The organism is Sulfurimonas sp. HSL-1716, from assembly GCF_039645975.1.
GTDB classification, from domain to species: domain Bacteria; phylum Campylobacterota; class Campylobacteria; order Campylobacterales; family Sulfurimonadaceae; genus Hydrocurvibacter; species Hydrocurvibacter sulfurireducens.
Genome location: NZ_CP147918.1, coordinates 1102632 through 1125551, shown reverse-complemented (window position 1 = coordinate 1125551; position 22920 = coordinate 1102632). Strand labels below are relative to the sequence as shown.

Below are 22920 nucleotides of genomic sequence, written 5' to 3'. Positions count from 1 at the left end.
GTAAACTTTCGATAGAATTACGCAATTATTTTATACGCAACAAAAAGGGCGAAAATGGGATTGGCAATAGGTCTAGTAGGACTTCCAAACGTAGGAAAATCAACAACTTTTAATGCTTTGACAAAAGCTCAAAACGCAGAAGCGGCAAACTATCCGTTTTGTACGATAGAACCGAATAAAGCGATAGTACCCGTACCGGACAAACGCCTGAACGAACTTTCAAAAATAGTGAATCCTGAGCGTATTCAGCACTCTACTCTGGACTTCGTCGATATTGCGGGTCTGGTCAAGGGTGCAAGTAAAGGCGAAGGGCTTGGCAATAAGTTTTTATCGAACATCCGTGAAACCGAAGTCATCCTGCAGATCGTCAGATGTTTTGAGGATGAAAACATAGTCCATACTGAAGGGAGCATAAACCCTCTACGTGACATAGAGATCATCGAAAACGAGCTGATCCTTGCGGATATAGAGGTGTTGTCAAACAGGATACAGCGTCTGCAAAAGCAGGCAAAAGCGGATAAAAGTGCAAAAGCTTTAGTCGATTTTGCAGATAAGCTTATGGAATTTTTGGCAGAAGGCAACCTTGCCCGCAACTTTCCCGAAGCCGACAGTGAAATGTTCAATGAACTCAACAGAGAGCTAAGACTGCTTACGTCAAAAGAGATCATGTACGGTGCGAACGTCGATGAAGACGGGCTTCTTGAAGACAATGAATATGTGCAGGCGGTCAAAGAACATGCAAGCGCACAAAACTGTGAAGTGATCAAGCTTTGCGCGAAGATCGAAGAGGAGCTTGTCGGTCTAAGCGACGAGGAAGCAAAAGAGTTCTTGGATGATCTGGGCGTAGAGGAGTCCGGTCTGGCACAGATCATCCATAAAGGGTTCGACAAACTGGGTCTTATGAGCTATTTTACCGCGGGTGTAAAAGAGGTTCGCGCATGGACCATCCCAAAGAATACAACCGCTCCAAAAGCAGCTGCGGTCATCCATAACGATTTTGAAAAAGGATTTATCCGTGCCGAAGTGATCGCATATGAGGATTATATCGCATGCGGCGGCGAAGCAAAAGCCAAAGAAGCGGGGAAAATGCGTCTCGAAGGAAAAGAGTACATAGTGCAAGACGGCGACGTCATGCACTTTAGGTTCAACGTATAAACCTTAGATATATTCGCTCGGTTCGCTGAACAAGAACCCCTGCGAATATTCTATCCCAAGCTTTTCTACAATATTTTGGACGTCGTCGTTATGAACGAACTCCGCGATACATGGTATTCCTGCATTTTTTGCAAAATAAACTATTGATTTTGTGATTTCGTAGCTTTTATTGTCGATATCGATATTTTTTATGTACCTGGCATCTATTTTTAAAAAGTCAATATCAAGATCCAGAACCCTCTCAAAGTTTGAATACTCTGCACCGAAATCATCGATAGCAAGAAGATATCCCTCTCTTTTTAGTGCATTGAGCTGTCTTATATGGTCTCTTTTGCCTGTTGAACTCATGCCTTCAAGTATTTCCAGCGTTATTCGGTTTGGAGCTATACCGTACTCTTTTGATTTTATATGCAGATACTCTTCAAGATAATCCGAATCCAGATCGTCTTCTGTTATGTTAATGGAAAACGTGTAATCATTGGACGCCATAATAGCAAAGCTCTTATCTATCATGACCTTTGTTATATCGGGAAGCATCCCAGAGAGCTTGGCTGTTTGTAAAAACTGAAACGGAGTGATAATTTCATCGTCTTTTACGATCCTCACAAGTGATTCATATTTTACTATCTCTCCCGTTCTGTTATCTCTGATACCCTGAAAATAGGGAACCATATATCCGAACTCAATGGCTTCGTGAAGAATATTATTATATTTGACGAAGTTTTCTCTTTTATTGACATCTATGGAGTTGTCATCTTTGCTAAAGATATAATACCTGTTCTTTCCGCCCTCTTTTGCCTGCTTTAACGCCAAAGCAGAGTTTTGCAAAGAACAGTTCCCGTTGCCTGATGCTCCATAACTGAACGAGACATTTATGTTTATGTTGTCGATGTAAAAAGAAACCTTGTTAAAATGGTTTCTGATCTTTTCTATATTTGCCTTTGCATCGCTTTGAGTATGACAAAGAAGTGCGAATTCATCGGAATTTATCCTGAATATTTCGGATTCTTTGCATATCTCTTTGAGTTCATTGGATATCCCTACTAAAAGTTTGTCCCCTATATCAAATCCGTAAGAGAGGTTCACGTAGCTGAAATTATCTACGTTCAAAAGGATCAAAGAGCAGTTTTCGGATTCTTCTGCTTCCATTTTTTCTGCCAGAAACACTTTGTTGTAGCACGATGTAAGCAGATCATGATAGGCAAGGTACTCTATCTTCTCTTCCGATGCCTTTAATTTCGATATATCCGTGAATATGGCAACATAGTTTTGTATTTCGTTGTTTTCATCTTCTATAGAGTTTATACTGATCCACTGCGTGATGAACTCTCCGTTTTTCTTCTTGTTGATGACCTCTCCGGCATAATGTTTGTCATGGATAATACTGTTCCACATCTTTTGAAAATATTTTCTGTCATGTTTATTCGAAGAGAATATCCTCGGATTTTTCCCTATGACATCCTCTTTCGTATAGCCCATTATTTTTGTAAAAGAGTCGTTTATCTCCAATATATTATTGTCTTTATCCGTTATATAAAACCCTTCTGAAGTGTTTTGAAGGGCTGTCGAGAAGAGGTTGATCCTTTTCTCTTTTTCTACGATGATCTTTTTCTGGTTTTCATTTTTGAGGACTATATTTACTATGTTTGCGCCCGTTTCAAGCAGTTTTTTATGAAAAGAGGAAGGCATTCTGTGTTCAAAAGAGGAAAGTGCGAAAGTCGCTATCGGATTTTTTTCTTCATCACGTACCGGCATCGACCAGCAGGAACGGAGATTGAAATCATATGCTATGCTTCTGATATCATGCCATCTTGGGTCGGAAAAAGTGTCTTTGATAAAGGTCGGTTTATTTGAGAAGACGGCATTGCCGCAAGAGCCGCTTCCCTTCCCCGGTCTGAGGTTAGAAAGAGCCTGATGTCCCGATTCAGGCACGCTTGGGGCAGCCAAAACGTTTAAAAAGCCTGTTTCACTGTCTATAAGCATTATAGAAGCGACAGAGTTTGGAAGCAACGCTTCGGCAAGATCGCAGAGTCTGTTCAAAATATTTAACGAACTTTCTCCTCCTGCGACCATCTCCAAAACGACAGATTGTAAATTAAGTATGCTGTTGAACTCTTTTTCCGTTATAGATACCTCTCTTAGGGTCTCAAGTTCTAAATTTGTACAAGAATCATTAGCCATCTACAGTCCTATATTACGATGCATCAAGTATATAATCTAAACTCTTTCAATCTCTTTAAATATCTTTTAGATCAAGTAGCAAAACCGCTTTTAAAGCTCTCTTTTGCAACAACGATGCGTTTTTGTTTCTCTTTTTTAAGGGTGTCTTTCTCCACAAATATCTTCTTTCGTGTTTTAGGGTCCATCTCCGTATAGTACATCACTGCGCTGTAAGTTCCGGGAGTCGGCGTAAATACTTGAGCCTGTTCGGGATTCATCTTGAGCTCTTCGGTCGTAAAACGCTTCAGTTCGTGCATATCTTTCTCATCGCATCCAGGATGAGCAGCGATCAGATAGTAGGTCAAAAACTGCTTTTTGCCCTCCTCTTTGTTTAGTCTGTCGTAAAGTTTTTTAAACTCTACAAGTTCCTGCTTGCCGGGTTTTCCCATAAGGTCCAAGACATGCTGCTGCGTATGTTCGGGTGCAACTTTCATCTGTCCGGAGATATGATGTTTCACCATCTCTTTTAAGTAAGAATATCCATGTTTTTTATCCGCATTGATAAGATCATATCTCACACCCGAAGCCACAAACGCTTTTCTGACGCCTTCGACTTCACGGATGCGTCTTAAAAGGTTGATATTTCTGCTGTGGTCCACCTCTATCGTCTTACATAGACGATCCGCATCCACACATCTTTTATAATCGCATGTTCCGAGCTTTAATTTTTTATCGCATTCATAACCGTACATATTTGCAGTAGGTCCGCCTACGTCGCTTATAATGCCCTTGTAATCCCTGTATCTGTTAAACTCTTTTGCTTCTTCTATGATATTGTCTTCCGAGCGTGTCCTTATGGTTCTGCCCTGATGCACGCCTATGGCGCAGAAATTACACTCGCCCCAGCAGCCGTGATGCGTCATGATCGAAAACTTTATCGTCTCAAGGCACTTCACCTTTCCGTCTTTAGCATAATAGGGATGAAGTTCACGAGTAAAAGGCAGCTTTGAATTTGCATCCATCTCGCTTTCGTTGAGATAATCGCATGGAGGGTTTTGGATAAGATATCTGCCGTCCACTTCCTGAGAGAGTCCTTTGGCGGTTATCGGATCGTTGTTATCGTAAAAATCATCGAACAGATCTATATAGCGTTCTTTGTTATCCAGACACTCTTTATGAGAAGGTAGCTGTATAAACTCTTTTTTTGGCTCTTTTGAGATGTAGCATACACCTCTTATATCTTTATAATCGCGCTTCTCCTCGATAGCTTTAGTAAGCTGTTCCAAAGCCATCTCCCCCATTCCGTATATGAGCACGTCGGCTTTAGAGTCAAAAAGGATCGGTTTTCTGAGCTTATTGGACCAGTAATCATAGTGCGTTACACGTCTGAGGCTGGCTTCTATTCCGCCCAGAACTATAGGCACCGTATTTTTAAAATAACGGCGGATAAGATTAGAATAAACCAAAACCGCTCTGTCGGGACGTTTGTTATTGACGCCGCCGGGCGTATAATCATCGGAGTTCCTGAACTTTTTGGTAGCGGTGTAATTGGAAACCATACTGTCTACGCTTCCGCCGCTCACGCCCCAGTAAAGCCTCGGTTCTCCGAGCCTTTTTATATCTATATCTTTTTCTATATCGGGCTGCCCTATCATTCCGACCTTATATCCCATGCGCTGCAGCATTCTGCCCACCATGGAGACCCCGATAAAAGGCGAGTCTATGTAAGCGTCCCCGCTTACGAGGATCACATCGCACTGCTTCCATCCCAGTGCTTGCATCTCGGCTTTTGTAGTTGGCAAAAAATCTTTCTCTGTGAATTTATAACCGTCTTTTTTATTTTTAGAGTTCGATTGTTTCATGTATTATGTACTTTTTATGTATTATACAAAATCTTAATGTATAATAAGCACAAATAAAATTGAAGACAAAAACATGTTTGAAAAAGTAAAAATGCCTCAAGGGATGAATCCTGAGATTTTAGAGCATCTCATGCATCCGAAAAATTACGGAAAACTCGAAGATTCAAGCGGCGTCGGGATCGGTGTGGATGAGAAAACGGGCGAATACGTGATCTTTTACATACAGACCGACGACGATATCATAAAAGATGTCAGATATGCAACGAACGGTTGTCAGGATACCGTGGTCGTAGGTTCCATGTTTACTGAAATGATAAAAAATAAAAATATCGACTACGGACAAAAAGCCATATCGAAAATGGAACAAAAACTGGGTGGTCTGACATCAAAACAAAGAGTGTGTACTGATATGGTACTCGAGGCTTTTGTAGCCTCCCTTATCAACCATGAGCATTTTCTCAACGGCGTAAAAGAGGAAGTCCACATCATAAAGATGCAAGAGAGCTGTGACGAAACGGAGTGATCTTTATCTTTACATAAAGCCTGCTTCTCAATATACTAATCGATAGGAAAATAAAAATGAACAAACTGTACCAGGCAAAACATGAACTATGGCTAAGCATTCTCTTCGCATCGTTTGCGATCGGCGACAAACAGATAAAGAGAGACCTCTATAACTTTTCTACGATCGAATTTCGTCATATGAAATGGGTCGGCGACGATATTTTGAAAAACGGCGGCGATTATGACTACGACAGATCCAAAATCCTTGAAAAAGGTACAAGCGTTTTTAATATCCTCGACCACCTGCTTGGCGAACTCAAAGAAACTGTTGCTTTATACGCAAGCGATGTTTTGGGTATGAGAATGAAAACAGACGAAGAGTATATGATAAGTTATATAACCGCTCTTCTCGATAATAAAGACAATGATGCCCCGATAACCGCTTTTGATATGCACAGAACATATGAAGACAAATATCTGCCGCAAGAGCAGGTAGACGCTCTTACTATGTTCTTGTTTGAAGAATCTTACAAAGAGTATGAACTGATCCTTGTTTATTCATATATGCAGGCAAAAACAAACGACATCCTGCATTTCAACGTTTTTCAAGACCTTATCGACGAATCACACTTTCATCTCCAGTCTTTTGGAGAGATGATGGCGAAAATGGGCATACTTGCACTTCCAAGAGAGCTGCATGAACTGACATACAAGATAACGGATATCGAAAAATTCATCATAAACGGCATAGCCGAGGAGGAAGCGGCAAAAGAGATGTGCAGATCTCTCTCGGATGCCATCAAAGACGACGGATTAAAAAGGTTCTTCGACTTTATCAACTATCAGGAAAACTATCATATCGAACTTATGAAAAGATTACTTCCTTAGAGTCCTAGGAGGTCCAAAAGGAGCCTCTGTCTTATCTATATATCCGTCTTTATTCCTGTCAAAATGCTCAAAACCGTCCGGCGGTCCGTCGAATTCCCGGCGGGAAACCCTGCCGTCACCGTCTTTATCAAGCCTTGATATGAACCTGTTTTTTTCATTTTGGGGCCCTCTCTCTTCTCTTGGACTGAATCCTCTTTGCATATGAGTTTCTTGTTTGTCGTTGTTTTTCTGGATATTTAAGAGATAAGGGTATCTGTCTTTTTCGGGAGTATGGCTGCCGCTAAACGTCTTATAGACCCCGCCTCTGACGCAAAGGACATAGTTCTTCGATCTGATCGCATCACCTTGAGGTCCGTGAAATGTCGCAGTGCCCTCTTTGGGATCGCTTCTTTGAGCACCCGCTCCGTGCACGTCCATAACTCTGCCTCTCATCTTTCCTATCGCTCTTCCAAACGACACGTATGCGGCCTGCGTGTATTTTTTTGGACCGTCTAGATGCGTCGTCGAGGTCCAGTAATAACCGTAATCCTTCTGCCCAGCTTCGTTGACGATGGGAGTAAGTTTAAACAAGGGGCTTATGGCGGGAGAGTCCGTAGTATCCGGAGAACGCGTATAATCCACTATGTATTGCAGTTCTTTTGCATTTGGAAGCCTCCAGTCGTTATATCCGGCATACTTTAGGTTTTGGGCATAGCGCAGAGCTTCTTTCCAGTTCATAGCTTTTGCGCTGTCTTGCATCGTCCACATCAGTCCCGTACTTTCATCCGTAAGCGTGCCGTCGCCGTTATCGGTAAAAACGTTTTTTCCGTACTCGCTCGTTCCTCTGACATATCTGACGTAAAATTTTTTCCTTACACTGTCTGTACCGATCTTTTCATATCCGTACCCTTTTATCCTGCCGTCTGCGAAATTGACGCCGAAAAGAGTCTCCATATCGTGCATAGTGGCGCTGACGTATTTTGTAGAGCTCAACCACTGCGCATCCATGAACCTTTCGTTCTGCCTGCCGTATTTAAAATCGAAATAATCCGTATTTATATAGGGGATGGAATTGGAGGGGACTTTGCTTCTTGAGGCGTTATCGTTTGTAAATCCCGTATATCCTCTAAAATCTATAAGAGAATAAAGTTCCTTGATGGTCGGTACTCTCCAGTCGTCATATCCGCCTGTATGCGTTCTTTTTGCTTTGAGATACGCTTCTTGCAAAGAGAGTTTCGTATCATCGACCTCTTTTGTCCACATCAGCCCCGTGACGAGGTCTGTTACGGTACCGTCTCCGTTATCTTTGTAACTCGGCTGTGCCGTTACATAGTTTGCGTCTTGTCCGTAAAACGGCACACCTTTTTTCGGGCATGAGATTTTGCCGTCATTGTCAAAGCATTGGTCTTGACCTGTGTCCGGGATGCTGACAAGGGCAAAAAGAGTACTTGTTAAAAACAGGCCTGCAACTACTTGTTTCATATAAACTCCCTTATTTCATTGAGTTTTTACATCACGTACATTCTAACAAAAAAAAGGTTAAAAAGGATCTACTGCTTTCTTGCAACCAAAGAAGCCAGTCTTGCATCTTCTCCTCTTAAATTTACGATATCTTTTTCTTCATAGTAAATAATATTGAAATCTGAGAAAAATTCTGAAAGTTCATTTGGTTTTAAGAGATAATCTGGGTTCATACTCCCTTTTTCAGGGCTGTCGTGAGCGACGATGAAGGTTTCGAAGATCACTAGACCATCCTGCTTGAGAGCATCTTTTATCTGTGCCGTCAGTCTTCTGTTGAGATAGTTTATGTTTAAGACAAGATCGTATTTTTGATGTTTTAGATCGTAGGTATCAAGGTCGACTTCGCTTTTTACGATCTTTTCATCCTCTCGGATACGGCTGAGCGCATAGTCCGAAAGATCGAGGGCATCTACAATGAACCCGAGATCTGCCAGATAGTGGGTGTTTCTTCCGGTTCCGCATGCTATGTCAAGAGCCCTGCCCACTTTGGCATGTTTTATATACTTCGTTAACGTCGGCGACACATATCCCGGCATCGGCTTTTCTACATGCCGGAGATTCCATCTCTCTTTGTCTTCTAACATGTCACTCCTTTTGTGTAAGACCTATGAAAGCCTGTCTCTGTAGTCTTCATACCCGAACTCTTTGACAATATCGAGCTTGCCGTCTTTTCGCAGGATCGCCAAAGAAGGGAGTTTGATGCCGTTGAAAGTGGTGTTTTTTACGAATGTGTAATGGATCTGATCTTCGAAGATGACCTTGTCTCCTATCTGCAAAGGCACATCAAACGAATAATCTCCCATGATGTCTCCTGCCAGACAAGTGTTTCCGCCAAATTTGTATGTATATTGCTTCTCTCCTGCTTCACCGGAGTATCGTACATCCGCGCGGTAAGGCATCGCCAGTGTATCGGGCATATGCGCTTCGGCGGAAGTATCCAAAATGGCGATATCCATGCCGTTGCGGACTATGTCAAGCACCGTTGCGACAAGATATCCCGTCTGCCAGCCTACAGCCTCTCCTGGTTCAAGGTAGACATCTACGCCGCCATGTCTTATTTTAAACGCTTTTATCACCTCTATAAGGCGTTCTACGTCATAATCCTTACGGGTTATATGATGTCCGCCGCCGAAGTTGATATATTTCAGTCCCTTGATATATTTTCCGAACCTCTCTTCAAAAGCCTCAAGCACGCCTTCAAGCGCATCGACATTCTGCTCGCAAAGTGCATGGAAGTTCAGCCCGTCTATATGTTCCAAGACGCTTTCATCGAAGTTTGCAAGCGTCGTTCCAAGACGGCTGTAAAGCCCGCAGGGGTTATAAAGATCCGCAGGCGACGAAGAGAACTCTGGATTTACGCGGATAGAGATAGAGATATTTGGATTGATCTCTAAGACTCTGTCTTTAAAACGCATAAGCTGGGAAGGCGAATTAAATACTATATGGTCGGATATTTCTGCTATCTCGTCTATATCTTCCTCTTTAAAAGCGGGAGAATACGTATGCACCTCTTTGCCCGCATCGAATTTTTTAAACTCTTCGTAAGCCAGTTTTGCTTCATGAAGCCCGCTTGACGTGCATCCCTGAAGATATCTGCTTACAAGATCAAAAGTAGACCACATGGCAAACCCTTTGAGCGCAAGAATCACTTTCGCTCCGCTTTCCTTTTGAACGCGGTCAAGAAGCTTGAGATTGTTCTCTAAAAGCTGTTCCTCGCATACGTAACACGGTGTTTTGATATTTTCTATATTCATCGCTTATCCGCTTTTTTATTAAATTGTATCATTTTATTTTAGCTTGTTCATAAGATTGGGATAACGATCTGCAAGCTTATACAGTTCGGTTTGAAGCTGCTGCCCCCACCTGCTTTCATTTTTTTTCAGCATCTCCAAAAAGGCTATACGGCGTTTGACAAAATGCAGATACAGCACTGTGCTCACGATCGCGGCATACAGGCACCAAAGCGATGTCAAAGCATAAGGAGTGATCCAGTACACCAGATTTATGCCAAAAAAGTTCAGCCATCCAAAGAGCTGAATGGAGATATCCCTGCTGAGCAAAAGAGAACCGCAGGTCGTCAAAGCATAAATAACACCGATCCAATGATGGTCTGTTGTAGGATTGACGTAAACGAGCAGATGGTTTTTCAAATATACCGTCGTAGGCTGCACGCTGAGTCCCCATAACGTATATGCGGAAAGAAGCGCACCTGCGATCATAAGTATAGCGATAAGGTCTCTGCGAAAACCTTTTGGCTCGATGAGCCATATAGCCAAAGGTACGAGAAACTGCAGCAAGCCCTGTGCATAAAACACAAAGATGCTCTCGGCGATCTCTAACGCCCTTGGTTCGATATGCCCGTAGACTCCAAGCCAGACAAAACCCTGCGTGAACTCATGCAGCGCAAAAAGCAGCGGAAGGCTTGCGAAAATGACCTCCTCGGGCGCACTTACTTTTCGCAGTGTCTTGATACCCACAATGCCGATGATACCCGAAAATATAAAGTTTATGATTGCAAAATACAAAATGATATAAAAAGAGCCTTACAGCTCTTTAACCTGCCATGGAAGACCCTGAGTGTTCAACTCATCCATAAAAGGATCAGGATCCATCTGTTCCATATTGAACACGCCTGTCCCGCTCCAGATACCTTTGAGCATCAGTTTTGCACCGATCATCGCAGGAACACCGGTAGTATATGACACGCCTTGACTTTTTGTCTCTGCGTAGCACTCTTCATGGTCTTTTACCTGATAGATATAGATCTTGCGCTTTTTACCGTCTTTGATACCCTCTGCAACGATACCGATGTTCGTTTTTCCTTTTGTACGGGCACCCAAGCTTGCCGGATCAGGAAGCAGTGTTTTTAGGAATTCGATAGGCACGATCTTCATCCCTTGATGCTCTACCGGCTCAATCCCGAGCATACCGACGTTTTGCAGCACTTCCATATGTTTGATGTAGCTTTGTCCAAATGTCATAAAGAAACGGATACGTTTAAGCCCTTTGATGTTTTGAACCAACGACTCCATCTCTTCATGATAAAGAAGATAGCTGTCTTTCGGCCCCACTTCAGGATAATCCCAAACCTGCATGATCTCTAGAGGTTTTGTCTCTATCCACTCGCCGTTTTCCCAGTAGCGGCCGTTCGCGCTTACTTCTCTTAGGTTTATCTCAGGGTTGAAGTTCGTAGCAAACGCATAACCGTGGTCGCCCGCATTACAGTCAAGGATATCGATAGTGTGGATCTCATCAAAATAATGCTTTTGGGCATAGGCACAAAACACGTTTGTCGCACCCGGGTCGAAGCCTGAACCGAGCAGCCCCATGATCCCCGCTTCTTTGAACTTCGCGTCTCTTTCCCATTGCAGCTTGTATTCGAACTTCGCTTCATCCGGATGTTCATAGTTGGCAGTGTCAAGATATGGAGTCTTAGTCGCGATACAAGCGTCCATAATCGCTAAATCCTGGTAAGGAAGCGCGACGTTTATGACGATATCCGCACCCGTTTCATTGATCAGTTTTATTACCTCTTCCGTTTTATCGGCATCGACCGTCGTTATCTCGATAGCTCCGTCAAGCTCCTCTTGGATCGTTTTGCATCGCCCCAGAGTTCTGCTTGCGAGTACGATACGACCAAATACGTCTTTATTCATAACGCACTTGTGTGCTACGACACGGCCTACTCCACCGGCGCCTATAATCAATGTTGTTGCCATATTCATCCCTATTAATATTATCTGTAAAATTATAACATTTAAAGACTATAATTTTGAATTAAATTTCTCTTTTGCATCGTGATAGCCCAGTTCGAAGAGCTCGTCAAAATGGTAAAAGGAAAAAATACTGTAGTCAAGCAGTTTTTTTGAGGTTATATAGATATCGCTGTTGATCTTGGCATCGAAAGTATCCCTGTACATACTGATATAAAGCACTCTTTTAATGTAGCTCATTATTCCGTCGTTTACCTCTCTTTTGCAGATCGGATGCAGATTGACCGCAACGATCTCAAAAGGAAAGGCTTTTAAAGGCTGTGTGGGGATATGGTCTATGAACCCGCCGTCTGCAAGTTTGTATCCGTTGTATCTTACGGGAGCGAAGATCGGTACGAGCGCCGATGATCCAAAACACAGAGTCTTGATGTCTCCGCTGTCGAAATAGAGATTTTGCCCGCTGTTAAGATCGACTGCCGTGACGTAAAAAGGTATATCGAAATCCTGTATGTTCTTTTTCGGTACGAGTTTTTGCACTATCTTTGCCGTGCTGTCGAGTCTGTATATGGAGTTTCTGAAAAAATTGAAGCGGAATATCTTCTTGAACTCTTTTGATTTAAAGATGGCGAGCTGTTCTTTTGCACTGACCCCGCTCAGCCAGCTGGCGCCTATGATAGCCCCGATGGAGGTCGCGCTTATCGCTTTGACCTCTATATCGCTTTCTTCAATGAATTGTAAGACTCCCAGATGATAAGCACCGCGTGCGGCACCGCCTGAAAGGGCCAATGTTATCTCTTTCATCTCTCCAGCCAATGTATGATCTCGAATCTGCCGTCATAATGTTCGACGACCGCCGTGCATGATTCTACCCAGTCACCGCAATTTAAGTATTCTACCATGTCTATGCTTTTTATCTCCGCTTTATGGATATGCCCGCAGATAACGCCGTCGTAATCGTTCCTTTTCGCATGTTCAGCCAGAATATCCTCATAGTTGGTAATGAAGCTTACCGAGCTCTTCACATTGTCTTTTACATATTTTGAAAGAGACCAGTGTTTTTTTATACGAAACAATTTTCTAATGATGTTTAGATGATGGTTGAGATAAAGCGTGAGATCGTAACCGATATCGCCCAGCACCGCCAGCCATCTTTTTGTCATCGTGATACTGTCGAAGAAATCCCCATGTGTGACCAGATATCTCTTTCCGTTTATGGCGTGGTAATCCATTGCGTTTGATATCTCCAGATTATCGCCCAAAAAAAGAGGAATGAAATCTCTTAAGAATTCGTCATGATTGCCCGTGATATAGTGAACTTTTGTGCCTTTTCTGGCTTTTCGGAGGATCTTTTGGATAACGTCAGAGTGCGACTGCGCCCACTTGAACTTTCTTTTAATGGCCCAGCCGTCTATGATGTCGCCGACAAAGATTAAATTTTCAGATTCCGTGTCTTTTAAAAAATCCAAAAAAACTTCAGCTTGAGAGAAACGCGTTCCTAGGTGGATATCCGATACGAAGATTGACTTATAATTCATAATCGAGATTTTACATCTCAATTATTACATATAAATAACAAGATCAAACTAATTTAAAAGCGTCGAGCAGTATGACAATCCAGATACATGCCGTAAGTACAAGGCTCAAAAGAACAAGAGTGGCTCCAGCGTCTTTGGCACGTTTTGCCATGATATGATGCTCGACCGTGACCAGATCGACAACACGTTCTATGGCGCTGTTAGTAACTTCGGCGATGATAGGGATGAACAAAGAGAGCGAAAGCATCGCACTGTTCATAAAACCGATATTCAAAACCCATGCCACGATATTCATCACGACAAAAAGAAGCAGCTGCAGTTTAAAAGAGCTCTCATGTTTTGTTATCTCGATAAAACCTTCCAGCGCATAAGTCGCGTTTTTAAATAGTGTATATTTGGGTTTATTTGGTTTCATACTTTTCCTTTAGTCTGTACAGCTCTGTTTTGATCTTTTCTGCTTTTGTATTAAGCGGTATCGGTTTGCCGTAAATAACGGTGATGCGGCGTTTAAAAAAGCCGCCTGTCTCGTTATGGCGTTTTTTACTTCTTGAAAGCACGCTTCCCCACATTCCGCCGATGTAATATGGAATTATAACACCTTCACTTTTACCTGCGATTAATTCGTATCCGCGGTAGAACTCTCCCATCTCTCCCGTATAGCTAATACGGCCTTCTGGAAAGATAACTACGCACCCTCCTTCGGCTATGCGGTGCTTTGCTTCTAAAAAAGCATCTTTACTCGCTTTTGCCGAGAGAGGGATGGCATTTCCGAGCTTCCAGAGCTTATGAAAGAATCTCCAATGGTAGATATCCCTCTCCATCATAAACGACACGCGCCTTTTAATGGGAAACTGCATGATGATCCAGTCTATCCAGCTTATATGGTTGCCCATAAAGAGTATAGCCCCGTCATGCGGAATATGTTCCACACCGACAAACTTGAACTTGTATCTAAGTCCCAAGACGGATTCGAACAAAAACCACAAGAACATAACGATATGACGGCGGAGCATATAAAGGGCCATGCCAAAACCGACAAAAAACATGATAAAAAACAGCATCTGCACATCCATCCCGAAATATGCAAAAACGGTCGTGACCGATAAAAAGAAGAACATAAAGATATTTTGCACGAAGTTATTGCCCGCGAGTATGGTCCCAAGATGCACGCGCGGAGCAAGTTCTTGGATATAAGCGTTGAGCGGAACGATGAAAAGTCCCGCAAAAATACCAAAAAGCATAAAAAGCACTACGACCGCCGAGAATGATGAACTAAAAGGCAGCAGCAAGACCATCAGGCTCAACCCGAACGCCGCAAATGGAACCATTCCGATATGAACATAATATCTTGAAAATCTTGACGCCAGAATCGAACCCAAGATAATGCCTATCCCGGCTAATGCCATAGCTCCTTGAACATAGATGGTATTATCGATTTTCAAAGTATCTTTTGCATACGCGCCGAAAATGGCAAGCACTACCTGAGAGATGGACCAAAAAACGGACAATGCCACGACAGACTCGATGATATCGCGCTTTCTTGTGAGTATCTTTATATTTTTCCTAAGATAATATCCTTGTACATATTTTTTAATATCAAACGTATTTCGGCTTTGCTTCATCGTCTTGTCTTGAAGCTTGCTCGTAAAGATATACTCTATGATCGAGCCTACGACCAAAAGCCATCCTAGAGGTGCTACCATCTTTAAAATAGACGCCTCATCGGTAAATGCAGTCGTAATATTCATCTCAAAAAGGACAGTATAAAAGATGATTCCGCCGAGTATCGCGACAGTGGTGGTCGCCTGCACAATCGCATTTCCTCCTGTCAGAAGCTTCACGCCTACAAGCTCTTTGATATAGCCGTATTTAGCCGGAGAATACAAAGCACTTTGCAGAGCAAGTAAAAAAGTAAGAAAAAAAGCGCTCAAGAACCATCCCTTATAGTACGAAAAAGTTATACCCAGCGTGATGAAAACGGCAAAAAGCGCCGAGTATTTCATAATGACGTTTTTAGGGAACCTGTCGCTCAAGTATCCTGAAGGCGTAAAAAGAAGGATAAAAGGAAGAAGGATCATTGCGTTCACGACGGCGGTAAGAACTATCTGCTCACTTCCGTCATATACCTTAAAGATAGTGTTTTGAATGATGATCTTATGTCCAAGATCGGTAAAAGCATTTAAAAACAGGGCAAGAGTGTAGTAGATGATACCCTTTACTTTAAAGAGTTGCTTCAATTTTGCTCATCCGCCATCGATGTACTCCAGCCTTCATAATAACCATGGTTTTTCGAACAAAGCTCCATAAACATATCTGTGGTCTTGTTCATCGTCTGTATATCGACAGCCTGTATGACGGGTACGATCATGCCGTAGACATACTCCTTTGCATCACGTTCGAACTCCTCTTTGCATGTCAGATCATGTTCTTGCAAAAAAGCCGCGAACTTTTCGCGTAATGACACGGTTTGAAAAAGAAGATAGTGTTCGACCTCTCTGGGTTTTGTTATATCATCACCCTCTTCTAATATTTCTTCGATGATCTGACGGCTTTGAATATGATGCGCCTGCAAAAGATCCGGGTAAAGACTTGTTTCGTAAAGATTCCATTTTTTGTCTTTTACGGCATTGCTTTCAAACTTGTAACCAAATGCGTTTAAAACATCTTTCGTCTTGTTTTCCATACCTTTTGGGTCTTGCAGATAAAAATAGAGCTCATACCAACCTGCAGTCGTTTTTGAGCCTACGTAAACGGCTTTTTCTTTCTCTTCGAGTTTTAATACGAGCCTATCCCTGCACTCAAAAAGGAAATCTTCCTCCTCCTCGTCTGCAAGACCCTCAGGCAGAGGATGTTTGAGTTTAATAAACACCGTATAAAGCCAAGGATAGAATTCGACTTCGTCTATCATCTGCTGTGCTTCCAGTTCGACTTCTATCTTGACTAAACCGCCGTCTTCTATCTGTGTATAAAACTCTCTCATCTATCTCTGCTTTTTTTGATGAAATTATATCTAAAACAGGCTATAAAAAGCATCCTTCACCATAAGGCTTTTTGGAGTAATGTCTTTTTGCATGCGCGACTATAAGCGCATGATACTCCTGATAAAAAGCAACGATATCTTTTTCCTCTTTTATTTCCTCTGCTATCTTGTTTTGCATCAGCATCTTGATCTCTTCGTATTTTGCACGCTCGTTTATGAGCCCAAGATGAGATAGCAGTCTTTTGGTATAAGCATCCACGACAAATTCTGGTCTGTTATAGGCATACAGCAGTATAGAGTCCGCACTCTCCTCTCCTATCCCTTTTACCGCCAAAAGCTCTTTACGTGAAGGAGTTCTGCCATTGAGGTTTTTAAAAAAATCTATGAATCCCAGGATATATGCGGCTTTCTGGTTGAAATAACCCGAGGGTCTGAGAGCCTTTTTCAGATCTTCCAAAGAGATGTTTTGAATACTTTCATGATCCAGACAATCCATATCTTTTATGTTTTGTAGGGATTTTACGACAGAGGTAAATGTTGTGTTTTGCGTGAGAATGACACCCAGACATATTTCAAATATCTGCGCCTCGTTTTTGGGGTAATCGTACTCGCCGGGATGGTAGCCGCCGTCCATAAAAGGCCACCAGCCCTGCGCTCCGTAAGTTTCATACAAACGCTTATATATATGCAGAATCTTATTTGCCAATGTCCTCATCCCACAGTTTTGGCGATGACTTTATGAAAGATTCCATGAGTTCACGGCACTCTTTATTGTCTGCTACGGTGAGTTCTACGCCTCGCGAACGGACATACTCCTCAGGACCCTTAAACGTCCTGTTTTCTCCGACGACGACTTTTTTGATACCGTACAAAAGCACGGCACCGCTGCACATATCGCACGGAGAAAGAGTCGAGTAAAGAGTGGCTCTTTTATAGTCTTCCGCTTTAAGTCTTCCCGCATTCTCAAGACAGTCCATCTCCGCATGCAAAATGGAGCTTGAGTTTTGGACACGCCTGTTATGTCCCCGTCCGACTATCTTGCCGTCTATGACCAGCACGGAACCGATAGGGATTCCGCCTTCGCGCAGGCCTGATCTTGCCTCTTCTATCGCCGCTTCTAAGAACTTGTCCATATTGTTTATCTGCCGTAATACGAGATGATCGAACTTTTTTGTATGGCGTGGGCGTTTAGGTTAAAACCTACAAGTGCGGGGCTTGCATTTGTCGGCAAGTCGAGTTTTGCGACATCAAGCGCATAGACCGTGATGACGTATCTGTGAGGTTTGTCCCCTTTTGGAGGGCAGGCACCGCCAAAACCGCCTATACCGTAACTCGTAGTACTCTCTACCGCAAGTTTTGGAAGAAGCCCAAGGGCGCTTGCATTCTCTACAACGCTTGTCACCGACTTTGGAATGTTATACACGATCCAGTGCCACCATCCGCTTCCCGTAGGAGCATCAGGATCATAAATAGTAACGGCGAAGCTTTTCGTACCTGCAGGAGCACCTCTCCATTTGAGTGCGGGAGATTTGTTCTGTCCATTGCATCCAAAACCGTTAAACTCCTCTTTTTTCGTAAGCTGTCCGCCAAGATCGCTAGTAAGAGTAAAATTTCCGGCACAAGCAATACCAAGAGAAAAGAGAACGAAGACTAAAAAACGCATAATAACTCCTTTTTGTAAAGTTTTTCAAGTTTAGCATTTTGAGGCTTAAGAAAAAAATTTCAATTTTTTCTAAATCGCTTAATATCTGCAACACTCACTACAGGCATATCATGATAAAGAGCGAACCTTGTTATGTCATCGCCCTTTGCCATTGTTCCATCGGGATTTGTAAGTTCGCATAAGACGGCATAAGGCTCTAAGCCAGCAAGTTTCATAAGGTCGATACTTGCTTCGGTATGCCCTGCACGCTCCAATACTCCGCCTTTTTTGGCCTTTAACGGAAAGACATGACCGGGGGAAACAATGTTATCTCGTCCCTTTAGAGCAGCTTTTACGGTTGTGAGCCTGTCTTTTGCAGAAACTCCCGTCGTTACACCCTCTTTTGCTTCTATGGAGACGGTAAATGCAGTTTGAAACTGAGAGCGGTTGTCTTGCACCATCATAGAAAGTCCAAGCTCTTCGACTTTCTCTTCTGTTAGACACAAGCAGACTATACCGCTGCACTCTCGGATAAGCAGTGCCATCTGCCCTTCTGTAAGATACTGTGCGCAATAGATGATATCGGCTTCGTTTTCTCTGTTGTCATCATCGGTGACGATGACTCCTTGACCTTGTTGTAAAGACTTTAATGCGGCTGTGACCTTTAGTTCGTAGTCACTTTTTTTCATGCATTGATTCATTGAGTAATACCTTTTTTAGAAAGTAAAACTTATTGAATCAGGGTGAATGTATAGACAGTACTATCCCTATATAAAAACAAAAATAAGACTTATTTACATTCTCTTTCATCCGGACTTTGACCGTTGGTCTTGGATTTACACCAAGTCTGCTCGACCTTTGCAAAAGTTATCCTTTTACAAAGCGCTCGTGGACTTCTGCAGCTGCGGCAGTCACCACCAGTAAGGAGTTTCACCTTCCCTGAGAAATAAATTTATAAAATCATAACGAAAAAAGCGTTAACGGCTCATATCGTTTAAAAACAAAAGACTTGTTTTAGTCTAATGCTTTTTCAAGGATAGACTGCAGTTCGCTGTTAGCCGGATTAAGCTCAAAAGTAGATTCGTCAAAAGTTACCGTTACGGCAGTCGAATTTTCGTTGACCGTTTTCTCCGCGATCACGGAATTGGTTTTAAACTCGGTCATTTTCCAACCGTTTTCTTCACCCGCTTTAACGATAATATCATGGACCTTTTCGTGCGTCAGGTTTTTGCTGATGCAAGTTTTATTTGCATTTTCAACATTACCTACTGAAGGAGTATTTCCCGCGCTACAACCGATCAGTACCAATGTACCAAAAACAGAAACAAGACTTAGTGTTATCATTTTTTTCATAGGAATCCTTTATGTATCTTTCTTAGAGTTTGAAAGAAAAAACGTATATATAATATAATAAATCTTTGCGAAAGTACACGACATTAATCAATTAATTTGAACTTTGTTCATGATAATGATTCTTTTCTGCACTTTTTTTACCGCTTTTATTATCGAACATACTCTATTTTTCCCTGCGGGAAAGCCAGCTGTATACACCCGTACCCACGATCAGCAGCGTTACTCCCAAAACAAGATAAAAGGCGTTTAACAATTTACTGTAATCATCCAATACGATTTTAAATACGGCCATCAATGATTCGATAGACAAAGCTATGATAATAGAGGTCAGGAATTTGCTAAGCGTTTTATTCTGCAAATCGTTGCCGTAATTGAATGTTTTAAACAGTACGTCGTTTTCTACGATGGTCTTTGCCAGATCATAGATCGCAAGCCCGATGGTTATAGAGATGATGGAAGTAAATATCTCATGCATGACGCCTTCTCCCGTTTTTGGGAAAAAAAGCATATGAAAAAATATATATCCGCCGTAAAGGATCAAAAATATGGAAACGATTCCAAGCAGGATCCCTCCTCCTGCCATGATATATGTGTTTATCTTTTGAAAAGCACTGTTATGTTCGATGAGACGAAGCTCTTCCAAAAGTTTGAGCATATCGAAATCTACGACGATATACTCGTCATCCAGACGTTTTACCGCCGTAAGCGTCGGTAGACCGGTTATGTGATGAAGATAGGGATTGCTTATATGGATAGGTTCGTCTTTAAAACTTACCCATTTAAAATAAAAAGACTTATCTGTCCCTTCACGATTCTCATCCATATATTTTCTGCCGTAACTAGAAGTAGACTGAATAAAATTCGCATCGACGCCGTAGATGACCTCGGCCGCTTTTTCAAAATCAAAAAAACGGCGCAGGTCTCTTTCTTCGTTAGATGCAGGATGAAAACTCTCCATCGTCCCCCGCACGTAAAACTGTACACTGTTCTTGTTTTCGGTATATATACTAATTATACGTTTCATGAAAACTCCTTTAAGCGGATCTTCCGTGTACTTTATAACACTCATCACATTAAGAGTGACAGGGGTTTAAAATCTAATCGCTAAGCTTAAGAAATCCTTTTTGAGGTATCATAGGCCAATTCATAGTAATTATTTCCGTTATACGAGAACTCCTTTATGACCTCTAACCCCAGCTTTCTTGTATGAGCTTCGTATGAGCGCGGGTTGATCTTGTTGATGAAAGTCACAAGGATCGGATAACGCTTTGCCATATGCTCTCTTGCAAAATCGAATATAGTCTCCAATACACCGCTTCCCCGTACACTTTTATCTATACAAATAGGTCCGTACTGATAGGAGTTGTTCACACTGAGCTTTTGCCTTTTGTATTCCAACTCGCCAAGACCCTCTATCATATATGCAAACATCGGCCATACAGACCAAAACTGCCACGATGCCGCCATGACATAAGCTACGACCTCATCTTCTTTCACGGCAATAAAAAGCCCCTGTTCCTTTTCAATCAGCTCTTTTAACTGTTCGGCAGTAAAAGGCGTAGTTACAAAGCCGTCTTTTTTATCCTCTTCGTTTATGGAATCTATTTGATATCTGTAATGCAGTTGCAGTACTTTGTCTATATCTTGTATGTCAGCGACCTTCAGTGTCATTGTTCTTCCTTATTTATCGACTCGTATGCTATGAGTATCTTTTTGCGTTCTATGCCCCATCTGTATCCACTCATGGCACCGCTTTTGGCAATGACCCTATGACATGGGATGAGGTAGCCTATATGGTTCTTGCCTATGGCACTGGCAACCGCACGCACCGCCTTTGGTTTGTCAAGGTAGGTCGCAATGTCGTTGTATGTTGCCACCGTGCCGTTTGGCAGGTTTAAAAGCGCTTTCCACACGTTTACCTGAAAGTTCGTACCCTTGACCACAAGGTCGTACTTTTTCTTTTTGATGAAGATGTTTTGCAAGTACTCTTTTGCCTTATTATCGTCTTGTAAATGTGTTGCATTTTCCCAGAGACTCATAAAGCGTTCATATACGGCACCTTTATTCTCGTCTATAAATCCCATATAGCATATTCCCTTATCGGTAAAAGCTATTAGCGCCTCGCCAAACGGTGTACTGCCGTACCCGTAGGTTATGAGAACGTCTTTGCCTTTTTCCCTATACTCTTTCGGTGTTACACCGATGAGGTTCACAAACAGTTCGTGCAGTCTGCTGGAGCTGGAAAGCCCGATATCCAAAGCGCTGTCTAAAACCGACTTAGATTCTTTAATGTGCTCTTTTGCATAGTTGAGGGTAACGCTGTGAAGAAACTGCATAGGTGTCACGCCCACGTATTCTTTAAACACGCGGATAAAGTGAAACTTGCTCATCCCGATGCTGTGGGCTATCTGCTCTACGGAGGGCTGTTCTTTGAAGTTTTCATCGATATAACGGATCGCTTTTTCGATCTGGTTGTAGTTGTTATGTAAGTTATCTAACGTGTTTTGCATACACAGACCTCACAAATTTTTTAAAAGTATAACTCTTACATATAAAGATTGCAATCCGAAAATTGCTATATTTAGATCATAAATATTTTTCCATCAACGCGATCGTCTCAAGATCGGCGGCTTCTCCTCTTTCACGAAGATTTTTCAAGATGCGCTGTTGCATCTCTTTAGACCTGTTTTGCCCTATTTTTACTTTAAGGCTCGTCTTTCTCGGTTTTAATACATATATGGCGGTACGTTCAAGCATTTTTGTATAGGCGGGATCTTCGGTATGCAGAGGTATGTACCCGCCTTCCGGCTGAAATTTTTGCATCATCGCTTCTAACGCGCCGGCTTTAAAAGAACTATCTTCTGTAAAAGATATTTCACCTTCGATCATGACCGAGATATAAAACTGCGTTGCTGCACAGGCTGATTTTGTATCGCTAAAGTACGAGGGGATCAAAGCTTGAGGCGATACTGCCAAAAAAGAAGCAAAAGGATGCGTTTTAATAGCATCGGCTTTTCTGCCCTCATATGCTCCATGAAAACAGATCATATCTTCATAAGCGACAAAATTCACGGCTACACCGTAGGGTTCGTTATCGCTCATAAGCGATAAAACACCGTAATCACACTCTTTTAACAGCTTCCTTACAACAGCGGGGTCGTTAACCTCGAACTCGTCTCGTCGCATATCCTTCTCCTCTATGTCGTTTGGTTGAGATCACTAATATCGATTTTCATCGCAGCTCTTGCCCAAACGAACCTTTTGGCAATCTCTTCGTACTCTTTACCCTGAAATAAAATTGCCGCATTGCCTTTAATGAGAAACCCCGTCCCCTGCCCATGCAAGCCATTCACTTCTTTGGCACCGGCGGTTACCAGAACTCTATTGTCGTTTTCCAATATTTTTTCCATTGTATTCATACCGCCTACAGGCACGATCAAACAATTATTGCAAAGCGATACATAAGAGTTCCATGTGTTGACCGCATGCGGAAAATCCTTTCCCTGTGCAATGATAGTGACGACTCCTTCATGTTCAAATACTTCTTTTAATTTTTCCGACAACATATTTGAATCTCCTTTTCATTCTTTTTGTGTTACTATACCGACTATCTGCACTTGTTACAAGT

25 protein-coding genes and 1 riboswitch are annotated in these 22920 nt (G+C 42.3%); of the genes, 3 read left to right on the top strand and 22 right to left on the bottom strand.

The window, feature by feature from the left end; genetic code table 11:
* Nucleotides 1–54: 54 nt before the first annotated feature.
* Nucleotides 55–1155, top strand: a complete 1101-nt coding sequence (ychF, locus tag WCY03_RS05800; protein ID WP_345994047.1) for a redox-regulated ATPase YchF — start codon at nucleotides 55–57, stop codon at nucleotides 1153–1155.
* Nucleotides 1156–1158: 3 nt separating this feature from the next.
* On the opposite strand, the gene WCY03_RS05795 is transcribed toward ychF, so the two are convergent.
* Nucleotides 1159–3336 (bottom strand): EAL domain-containing protein, encoded by a 2178-nt coding sequence (locus WCY03_RS05795; protein ID WP_345994046.1) that lies wholly within the window; start codon nucleotides 3334–3336, stop codon nucleotides 1159–1161.
* A 71-nt stretch (nucleotides 3337–3407) separates the two neighbouring features.
* Nucleotides 3408–5177, bottom strand: coding sequence for a YgiQ family radical SAM protein (locus WCY03_RS05790; protein WP_345994045.1), 1770 nt, complete (start codon nucleotides 5175–5177; stop codon nucleotides 3408–3410).
* Between the two features lie 73 nt (nucleotides 5178–5250).
* On the opposite strand from WCY03_RS05790, the gene WCY03_RS05785 reads away from it, so the two are divergent.
* Both WCY03_RS05785 and WCY03_RS05780 read left to right on the top strand, forming a co-directional pair.
* Nucleotides 5251–5700, top strand: coding sequence for an iron-sulfur cluster assembly scaffold protein (locus WCY03_RS05785; protein WP_345994044.1), 450 nt, complete (start codon nucleotides 5251–5253; stop codon nucleotides 5698–5700).
* A 56-nt stretch (nucleotides 5701–5756) separates the two neighbouring features.
* Nucleotides 5757–6569 carry an iron-binding protein gene (locus WCY03_RS05780; protein WP_345994043.1) on the top strand — a complete coding sequence of 271 codons (813 nt, stop codon included), beginning with the start codon at nucleotides 5757–5759 and terminating at the stop codon, nucleotides 6567–6569.
* Here WCY03_RS05780 and WCY03_RS05775 read toward each other — a convergent pair.
* From WCY03_RS05775 to WCY03_RS05680, 20 genes are all read right to left on the bottom strand, one after another.
* Nucleotides 6558–8030: a DUF1566 domain-containing protein gene (locus WCY03_RS05775; protein ID WP_345994042.1), complete on the bottom strand. Its 1473-nt coding sequence runs from the start codon at nucleotides 8028–8030 to the stop codon at nucleotides 6558–6560. The two genes, WCY03_RS05780 and WCY03_RS05775, sit on opposite strands and share 12 nt — an antisense overlap.
* A gap of 68 nt (nucleotides 8031–8098) precedes the next feature.
* A complete protein-coding gene (locus WCY03_RS05770) occupies nucleotides 8099–8653 on the bottom strand; it encodes a methyltransferase domain-containing protein (protein ID WP_345994041.1) in 555 nt (184 codons plus the stop codon).
* Between the two features lie 21 nt (nucleotides 8654–8674).
* Nucleotides 8675–9823, bottom strand: coding sequence for a carboxynorspermidine decarboxylase (nspC, locus tag WCY03_RS05765; protein WP_345994040.1), 1149 nt, complete (start codon nucleotides 9821–9823; stop codon nucleotides 8675–8677).
* A 33-nt stretch (nucleotides 9824–9856) separates the two neighbouring features.
* On the bottom strand, nucleotides 9857–10594 hold the full coding sequence (locus tag WCY03_RS05760) for a DUF6629 family protein (RefSeq protein WP_345994039.1): 738 nt from the start codon (nucleotides 10592–10594) through the stop codon (nucleotides 9857–9859).
* An 18-nt stretch (nucleotides 10595–10612) separates the two neighbouring features.
* Nucleotides 10613–11788: a saccharopine dehydrogenase family protein gene (locus tag WCY03_RS05755; protein WP_345994038.1), complete on the bottom strand. Its 1176-nt coding sequence runs from the start codon at nucleotides 11786–11788 to the stop codon at nucleotides 10613–10615.
* 45 nt (nucleotides 11789–11833) lie between these two features.
* Nucleotides 11834–12583 (bottom strand): patatin-like phospholipase family protein, encoded by a 750-nt coding sequence (locus WCY03_RS05750; RefSeq protein ID WP_345994037.1) that lies wholly within the window; start codon nucleotides 12581–12583, stop codon nucleotides 11834–11836.
* Nucleotides 12580–13317 (bottom strand): UDP-2,3-diacylglucosamine diphosphatase, encoded by a 738-nt coding sequence (locus WCY03_RS05745; protein ID WP_345994036.1) that lies wholly within the window; start codon nucleotides 13315–13317, stop codon nucleotides 12580–12582. Before WCY03_RS05745 ends, WCY03_RS05750 begins: the two co-directional genes overlap by 4 nt.
* A 43-nt stretch (nucleotides 13318–13360) precedes the next feature.
* The gene (locus WCY03_RS05740; RefSeq protein WP_345994035.1) at nucleotides 13361–13732 is read right to left on the bottom strand and encodes a diacylglycerol kinase; all 372 of its coding nucleotides are present in this window, start codon (nucleotides 13730–13732) and stop codon (nucleotides 13361–13363) included.
* Nucleotides 13719–15554, bottom strand: coding sequence for an MFS transporter (locus WCY03_RS05735; RefSeq protein WP_345994034.1), 1836 nt, complete (start codon nucleotides 15552–15554; stop codon nucleotides 13719–13721). Before WCY03_RS05735 ends, WCY03_RS05740 begins: the two co-directional genes overlap by 14 nt.
* On the bottom strand, nucleotides 15551–16297 hold the full coding sequence (locus WCY03_RS05730) for a DUF695 domain-containing protein (RefSeq protein WP_345994033.1): 747 nt from the start codon (nucleotides 16295–16297) through the stop codon (nucleotides 15551–15553). The genes WCY03_RS05735 and WCY03_RS05730 overlap by 4 nt, the downstream gene beginning before the upstream one ends.
* Nucleotides 16298–16337: 40 nt before the next feature.
* Complete coding sequence (locus tag WCY03_RS05725) at nucleotides 16338–17003, bottom strand: endonuclease III domain-containing protein (protein ID WP_345994032.1); 666 nt, start codon at nucleotides 17001–17003, stop codon at nucleotides 16338–16340.
* Nucleotides 16993–17430 (bottom strand): nucleoside deaminase, encoded by a 438-nt coding sequence (locus WCY03_RS05720; protein ID WP_345994031.1) that lies wholly within the window; start codon nucleotides 17428–17430, stop codon nucleotides 16993–16995. Before WCY03_RS05720 ends, WCY03_RS05725 begins: the two co-directional genes overlap by 11 nt.
* A 5-nt stretch (nucleotides 17431–17435) precedes the next feature.
* Nucleotides 17436–17960 (bottom strand): YbhB/YbcL family Raf kinase inhibitor-like protein, encoded by a 525-nt coding sequence (locus WCY03_RS05715; RefSeq protein WP_345994030.1) that lies wholly within the window; start codon nucleotides 17958–17960, stop codon nucleotides 17436–17438.
* Nucleotides 17961–18019: 59 nt separating this feature from the next.
* A complete protein-coding gene (ribB, locus tag WCY03_RS05710; protein WP_345994029.1) occupies nucleotides 18020–18640 on the bottom strand; it encodes a 3,4-dihydroxy-2-butanone-4-phosphate synthase in 621 nt (206 codons plus the stop codon).
* 93 nt (nucleotides 18641–18733) lie between these two features.
* A riboswitch (FMN riboswitch) is annotated at nucleotides 18734–18890 on the bottom strand.
* Between the two features lie 63 nt (nucleotides 18891–18953).
* A complete protein-coding gene (locus tag WCY03_RS05705) occupies nucleotides 18954–19292 on the bottom strand; it encodes a hypothetical protein (RefSeq protein ID WP_345994028.1) in 339 nt (112 codons plus the stop codon).
* Nucleotides 19293–19455: 163 nt separating this feature from the next.
* The gene (locus WCY03_RS05700; RefSeq protein WP_345994027.1) at nucleotides 19456–20316 is read right to left on the bottom strand and encodes a hypothetical protein; all 861 of its coding nucleotides are present in this window, start codon (nucleotides 20314–20316) and stop codon (nucleotides 19456–19458) included.
* An 86-nt stretch (nucleotides 20317–20402) separates the two neighbouring features.
* The gene (locus WCY03_RS05695; protein WP_345994026.1) at nucleotides 20403–20963 is read right to left on the bottom strand and encodes a GNAT family acetyltransferase; all 561 of its coding nucleotides are present in this window, start codon (nucleotides 20961–20963) and stop codon (nucleotides 20403–20405) included.
* A complete protein-coding gene (locus WCY03_RS05690; protein WP_345994025.1) occupies nucleotides 20960–21802 on the bottom strand; it encodes a methylated-DNA--[protein]-cysteine S-methyltransferase in 843 nt (280 codons plus the stop codon). The genes WCY03_RS05695 and WCY03_RS05690 overlap by 4 nt, the downstream gene beginning before the upstream one ends.
* Nucleotides 21803–21878: 76 nt before the next feature.
* Nucleotides 21879–22478: a pyridoxamine 5'-phosphate oxidase family protein gene (locus WCY03_RS05685; RefSeq protein WP_345994024.1), complete on the bottom strand. Its 600-nt coding sequence runs from the start codon at nucleotides 22476–22478 to the stop codon at nucleotides 21879–21881.
* 11 nt (nucleotides 22479–22489) lie between these two features.
* Nucleotides 22490–22858: an FMN-binding protein gene (locus WCY03_RS05680; RefSeq protein WP_345994023.1), complete on the bottom strand. Its 369-nt coding sequence runs from the start codon at nucleotides 22856–22858 to the stop codon at nucleotides 22490–22492.
* Between the last annotated feature and the right edge of the window lie 62 nt (nucleotides 22859–22920).